The organism is Sulfitobacter sp. HI0027 (genome assembly GCF_001634775.1).
Lineage (GTDB): Bacteria > Pseudomonadota > Alphaproteobacteria > Rhodobacterales > Rhodobacteraceae > Sulfitobacter.
The window spans coordinates 1-5,788 of sequence record NZ_LWER01000039.1 but is presented as its reverse complement, the minus strand read 5'-3'; the positions used below and the strand labels follow the sequence as shown (position 1 = coordinate 5,788).

Annotated in this window: 4 protein-coding genes, 1 tRNA gene and 1 pseudogene; 3 read left to right on the top strand and 3 right to left on the bottom strand. The window is 61.7% G+C overall.

What is annotated here, in order from left to right; translation table 11 throughout:
* Positions 1-358: pseudogene (locus A3722_RS02540) on the bottom strand (RsmB/NOP family class I SAM-dependent RNA methyltransferase); the annotation flags it as partial.
* 49 nt (positions 359-407) lie between these two features.
* Complete coding sequence (gene guaB, locus A3722_RS02535; protein ID WP_067627770.1) at positions 408-1,856, bottom strand: IMP dehydrogenase; 1,449 nt, start codon at positions 1,854-1,856, stop codon at positions 408-410.
* Positions 1,857-2,047: 191 nt separating this feature from the next.
* Between guaB and A3722_RS02530 the strand changes: the two genes are divergently transcribed.
* From A3722_RS02530 to A3722_RS02520, 3 genes are all read left to right on the top strand, one after another.
* Positions 2,048-4,108, top strand: coding sequence for an ASKHA domain-containing protein (locus tag A3722_RS02530; protein WP_067627773.1), 2,061 nt, complete (start codon positions 2,048-2,050; stop codon positions 4,106-4,108).
* Positions 4,108-4,953 carry a class I SAM-dependent methyltransferase gene (locus tag A3722_RS02525; RefSeq protein ID WP_067627776.1) on the top strand — a complete coding sequence of 282 codons (846 nt, stop codon included), beginning with the start codon at positions 4,108-4,110 and terminating at the stop codon, positions 4,951-4,953. The genes A3722_RS02530 and A3722_RS02525 overlap by 1 nt, the downstream gene beginning before the upstream one ends.
* 41 nt (positions 4,954-4,994) lie before the next feature.
* Positions 4,995-5,068, top strand: a tRNA-Gly gene (locus A3722_RS02520).
* A 412-nt stretch (positions 5,069-5,480) separates the two neighbouring features.
* On the opposite strand, the gene A3722_RS02515 is transcribed toward A3722_RS02520, so the two are convergent.
* The coding region (locus A3722_RS02515) for a transposase (protein ID WP_201721949.1) at positions 5,481-5,788 on the bottom strand (308 nt) is incomplete at its 5' end.

Genomic DNA, 5,788 nt, shown 5'->3' with positions numbered 1-5,788 from the left:
AATCGGGCAGATTCAACCTTGTGGCGCGGTCTTCGGGCGGCTGTGGGAAAGCACGTTCCGCGTCGCTCAACGGCGTGGGCGCGTGCCCCTCGCCCGTGAACAGCGCCTCAAGATCAGCCCCTTGCCCGTGCAGCACACCGATCATCAGGGCACGGCCCGTATCCCCGCCGCCGTAATGGGCCGCCGTCCGTTTCTGGCGCAGCACGTCAAAGACATGATCCCGCACGGCGGCCCGGTCTTTGGAGCCTGCAAAACGGCTTTGCCGCGCCCAACGGGTCAGCGCCTGTTCGGCGGCCAGCCCCCCGGCGATCGCATCCAAAACTTCTATCGCAGCCGATAGGCGCGCGCCCGGGGTCATGGCATCTTCCTTAGGTAAAAAATGGCTTTTAAGCCGTTGCTTTTATAGGTTAACCGATACGGTAGTTCGGGCTTTCGCGGGTGATCTGCACGTCATGCACATGGCTTTCCTTCAGCCCCGCGCCGGTGATCTTCACAAAGCTACAGTTGCGGCGCATCTCACCGACCGTGGCGCATCCGGTATAGCCCATCGCCGCGCGCAAACCGCCCACAAGCTGGTGGAGCACATTGCCCGCGCTGCCCTTGTAGGGCACCTGACCTTCGATGCCCTCGGGCACCAGTTTGTCAGAGGCGGCATCTTTTTGGAAATACCGGTCCGCCGAGCCGCGCGCCATGGCGCCCATGCTGCCCATCCCACGGTAGCTTTTGAAGCTACGCCCTTGATACAGAACGACTTCACCGGGGCTTTCGTCGGTGCCTGCGATCATGCTTCCGACCATGGCGCAAGAGGCACCAGCGGCAATCGCCTTGGCGAAATCGCCGGAGAACTTGATGCCACCGTCGGCGATGATCGGCACGTCACCGGCGGCGGCCACGCAATCCATAATGGCGGTCAATTGCGGCACGCCCACGCCCGCGACCATCCGCGTGGTGCAGATGGAGCCGGGGCCGATGCCCACTTTCACAGCATCCGCGCCCGCGTCGATCAATGCGCGGGTGGCGGCACCGGTGGCGACGTTGCCCGCGACGACCTGCACATCGCCGAAGTGCTTTTTGGCACGGGTCACCGCATGGGCCACGCCTTCGGAATGGCCATGTGCCGTGTCGATCACGATCATATCGACGCCCGCATCGACCAGCGCCTCAGAACGCTCGAAACCCGCGTCGCCCACGGTGGTCGCCGCAGCCACGCGCAGCCGGCCCAGATCGTCTTTGCAAGCGGTTGGGTTCAGCACGGCCTGTTCGGTGTCGCGCAGGGTCAAAAGCCCGGTGAGCACGCCGCTGGCATCGGTGACCAACAGTTTCTCGATCCGGCGGGATTTCATCAGGCTGATCGCCTCGTCCCGGTCGGCAGGCTCTTGCAAGATCGCCAGCCGCTCGGAGGTCATCATCACCGACACCGGCGTGCGGTCGTCAGAGGCGAAACGCATGTCACGGTTGGTCACGATGCCCAGCACGCGGCCATTTTCATCCACCACCGGGAAACCCGTCACGCGGTAGCGTTCTTGCAGCGCCTTGGCATCCGCCAACGTCTGGTCGGGGCGCAGGGTGATCGGGTTGTAGACGATGCCGGATTCAAAGCGTTTGACCCGGCGCACTTCGCGGGCCTGCTCTTCGATCGTGAGGTTGCGGTGCACCACCCCCATGCCCCCGGCCTGCGCCAGCGCAATCGCCATACGGCTTTCGGTCACCGTATCCATGGCCGAGCTGAGCAGCGGGATATTGAGCGCGATGCTCTGCGTGACGCGGGTTCTTGTATCTGCGGTAGATGGCAACACAGAAGACGCCGCGGGAACCAGCAGTACGTCATCAAAGGTCAGGGCCTCACGAATCTCCATTTAACACCTCGGGTCTGGATGGGTTCATTTGGCGGTTTCCTATTTCACGGATGGCAGGGATTGGAAAGGCCTATTCCCCCGCGTAAGGCATGAACATGGAATGACGTAGGCGCGGCACGAATTGCCGCCCCGCATCTTTCCCCCGCCGCGCGGAACGCTATGGTGGCGCAAAGAAACAAAGGACGGCCCCGATGAGCAGTGATCCCCTCGTGATTTTCACGCCCTCTGGCAAGAGAGGGCGCTTTCCCAAAGGCACACCGGTGCTGACCGCTGCACGGCAGTTGGGCGTTGACTTGGACTCGGTCTGTGGTGGGCGCGGCATCTGTTCGAAATGTCAGGTCTCGCCCGGCTACGGGCAGTTTTCCAAACATGGCGTTACCGTCGCACCTGACGCGCTGAGCGACTGGAACGCGGTCGAGGAACGCTATGACGAAAAGCGCGGCCTGAAAGAGGGCCGCCGTCTGGGCTGTCAGGCCACGGTGCAGGGCGACGTGGTGATTGACGTGCCGCCAGAGAGCCAAGTGCACAAACAGGTCGTGCGCAAACGCGCCGAGGCGCGGGAGATCGTGCTGAACCCATCGGTAAAACTGTTCTACGTCGAGGTGACAGAGCCCGACATGCACGAACCCTCGGGCGATCTGGAGCGCCTGCGCACCGCGCTGGCCGAACAGTGGGAACTGGAGAAAGTCACCGCCGATTTGCACATACTGCAAATGATGCAGCCGGTCCTGCGCAAGGGCGCGTGGAAGGTGACCGTCGCTGTGCATCTGGGCGATCAAGAGAACGCGGCCCGGATCATGAACATCTGGCCGGGATACTACGAAGGAACGGTCTACGGGCTGGCGGTCGATCTTGGCTCTACCACCATCGCGGCGCATCTGTGTGATTTGCAAACCGGAGAGGTCATGGCCTCATCGGGGGTCATGAACCCGCAGATCCGCTTTGGCGAAGACCTGATGAGCCGCGTCAGCTATTCGATGATGAACCCCGACGGCGCGCAGGAGATGACCCGCGCGGTACGCGAGGGGATGAGCACGCTATTTGCCCAGATCGCCGAAGAAGGCGCTATAGAGCCAAATCTGATCGTCGATGCAGTTTTTGTCTGCAACCCTGTGATGCACCACCTGCTGCTGGGCATTGACCCCTTTGAGTTGGGCCAAGCGCCCTTTGCGCTGGCGACTTCTGGCGCGCTGCGCCTGCGGGCCGAAGACTTGGATTTGAACATCCACCCCTCCGCCCGCGTCTATCTGCTGCCTTGTATTGCGGGCCATGTGGGCGCAGATGCCGCCGCCGTTGCCCTGTCAGAGGCGCCGGAAAAATCGGATGATTTGATGCTGGTGGTCGATGTGGGCACCAATGCGGAAATCCTGCTGGGCAACAAGGAAAAGGTGCTGGCCTGTTCCTCTCCCACCGGCCCTGCGTTTGAAGGTGCGCAGATCAGCTCGGGACAGCGCGCGGCCCCCGGCGCGATTGAGCGGGTCGAGATTGACCCCGAAACCAAAGTGGCGCGGTTCAAAGTGATCGGCTGTGACCTCTGGTCCGATGAGGAAGGCTTTGAGGACGCCGTGGCCAGCACCGGGATCACCGGCATCTGCGGCTCTGGCATCATCGAGATGGTCGCAGAGATGCGCATTCACGGCATCGTCGACGCGCCCGGCCTGATCGGCAGCGCAGAGCAGACCGGCTCGGCGTCGGTTTTCGCCGATGGGCGCACCAACAGCTATCTGGTCTACGACGGCACCGAAAAGGGCGGCCCAAAGATCACGGTGACCAACCGCGACATCCGCGAAATCCAAATGGCCAAGGCGGCGCTCTACTCGGGGGCCCGTCTGTTGATGGACAAATTCGGCGTCGACAAAGTCGACCGGGTGGTGCTGGCCGGGGCCTTTGGCGCCCATATCAGCCCCAAACACGCGATGGTGCTGGGCATGATCCCCGACGCCCCACTCGAAAAAGTCACCAGCGCGGGCAATGCCGCAGGCACCGGCGCGCGGATTGCCCTGCTCAACACCGATGCGCGGGCGGAGATTGAGGCGACCGTGCGCGCCATTCACAAGATCGAGACCGCCGTCGAACCACGCTTTCAAGAGCATTTCGTTAATGCCTCTGCCATTCCAAACGCAGTGGAACCCTTCCCCATTCTCAACAGCCTCGTTGCCCTGCCGGACGTGACCTTTAATACCGGCGGCGGCGGCACAGGCGGTGCCGCAGGCGAGCGCGGCGGACGCCGCCGCAGAAGAAAGGCCACGTGATGAGCACGCCCGACAACAACGATCAGGCTGAATTCTGGAGCGCGGCGGCGGGCCGGAAATGGGCCGCGCGGCAGGCGGAGCTGGATATCCTCATGCAGCCGGTGCTTGACGGCGTGCTGGCCCGCGCCGAACTGACGCCGAAGCTGCGCGTGCTGGATATCGGCTGTGGGGCGGGTGCTGGCTGTCTTGCGGCGGCCAATGCGGTGGGCGATGAGGGCGCGGTGCTGGGCGTCGATGTCTCTGCCCCGCTTCTAGACCTCGCGCGGCAGCGTTCCGCCGCCCTGCCCCAAGTGGCCTTTCACCATGGCGATGCAACCGAGCTTGAACTTGAGCCCGCCTACGACCGGCTGATCTCGCGCTTTGGGGTGATGTTCTTTGCGGATCCGGTGCTGAGTTTTACGCGGATGGCCGCGCAACTCAGCCCCGGTGCAAGGCTTAGCTTTGCCACTTGGGGGCAGATCTCCGAAAATCCTTTCTTTACCCTGCCCGCCCGCGCGGCCCGTGCCACCATCGGTGCCATGCCCAAAGGCGACCCCGACGCGCCCGGCCCTTTTGCCTTTCGTGACCCCGAACGTGTTGTCTCCATCCTCGCCGCAGCGGGCTTTGCCGATATCGCATGTAAAGTGACCCAACTTGACCTCACCCCCGCAGGCACGGTCGATGACCTTGCCCGGCAGATGTGTGACATTGGCCCGGCCGGCGGCGCGATCACCCATTTTGACGCCAACCCCGACCAAGTCGCCGAGTTGCGGCAGACCATTGCCGATGCCCTGCGGCCCTACGCGCAAAATAGCCCCCTGCGCCTGCCCGCCGAAATCAATTTCGTCACCGCGACGAAACCCTGACTTGACCTTCCCCGGCGCGCCGATTATCTCAACCGCAGCGCGCGGGTATGGTGAAAAGGTATCACGGCAGCTTCCCAAGCTTTAGTTACGAGTTCGATTCTCGTTACCCGCTCCACACAATCAAGAAAATCAGGCCATATAAACAAGGGGTTTTACGCCTCTTTCGACCTTATAAACAAATCCCGCTCAAGAGTAGACAAGGGAAGAATAGGGAACGTCTGGGACCAAATCGGAACCCGAGTCCCAGACTTTCACCCAGACCACCTCTCGATTAGCGGCAGAGATCGGTGGCGCGCAGACATCTTCGGCATAAATGAGCGCTGAACACTGTCAAATGATTGATTAAAAAGAAATACGCTTCCCAACCAAACCGGCAAAAGCCCCGCCTTTTAGCAAGGAAATAGGCCGTATTGCGAAACATTTTTAAAGCAACATCGCGCGGCCTAGGCGTCCAAAAATTGGTTCAAACTACGATAGTGTCCCAAGGAATGGTGTAACTTTGTTCTTCGGCCATGGCTTGGCCGCAGTTACAGGACGGCGATTGTCGCCGGGTCCATGGGGGTAGTGTCGCAAATGGCGGCGACGGTTTCCAGTGTCATGTAGCGCCGCGTGATCGCCCACTCATCATTTTGCTCCAGCATCAGGGCTCCGACCAGTCGTGTGACTGCGGCCTCGTTTGGAAAGATGCCGACAACGTTGGTCCGGCGCTTAATCTCCTTGTTGAGGCGTTCAAGTGGGTTTGTGCTGTGGATCTTGACCCAATGCTCGCGGGGAAAGCTCTTGTAGGCCAACGCGTCATCCTCAGCCCGGCGCATCAACTCCGCGAGCTTTGGAT

Coding starts and splice junctions, on each gene's coding strand:
- guaB (WP_067627770.1), bottom strand. CDS start 1,856: ATGGAGATTCGTGAGGCCCTGACCTTTGATGACGTACTGCTGGTTCCC.
- A3722_RS02530 (WP_067627773.1), top strand. CDS start 2,048: ATGAGCAGTGATCCCCTCGTGATTTTCACGCCCTCTGGCAAGAGAGGG.
- A3722_RS02525 (WP_067627776.1), top strand. CDS start 4,108: ATGAGCACGCCCGACAACAACGATCAGGCTGAATTCTGGAGCGCGGCG.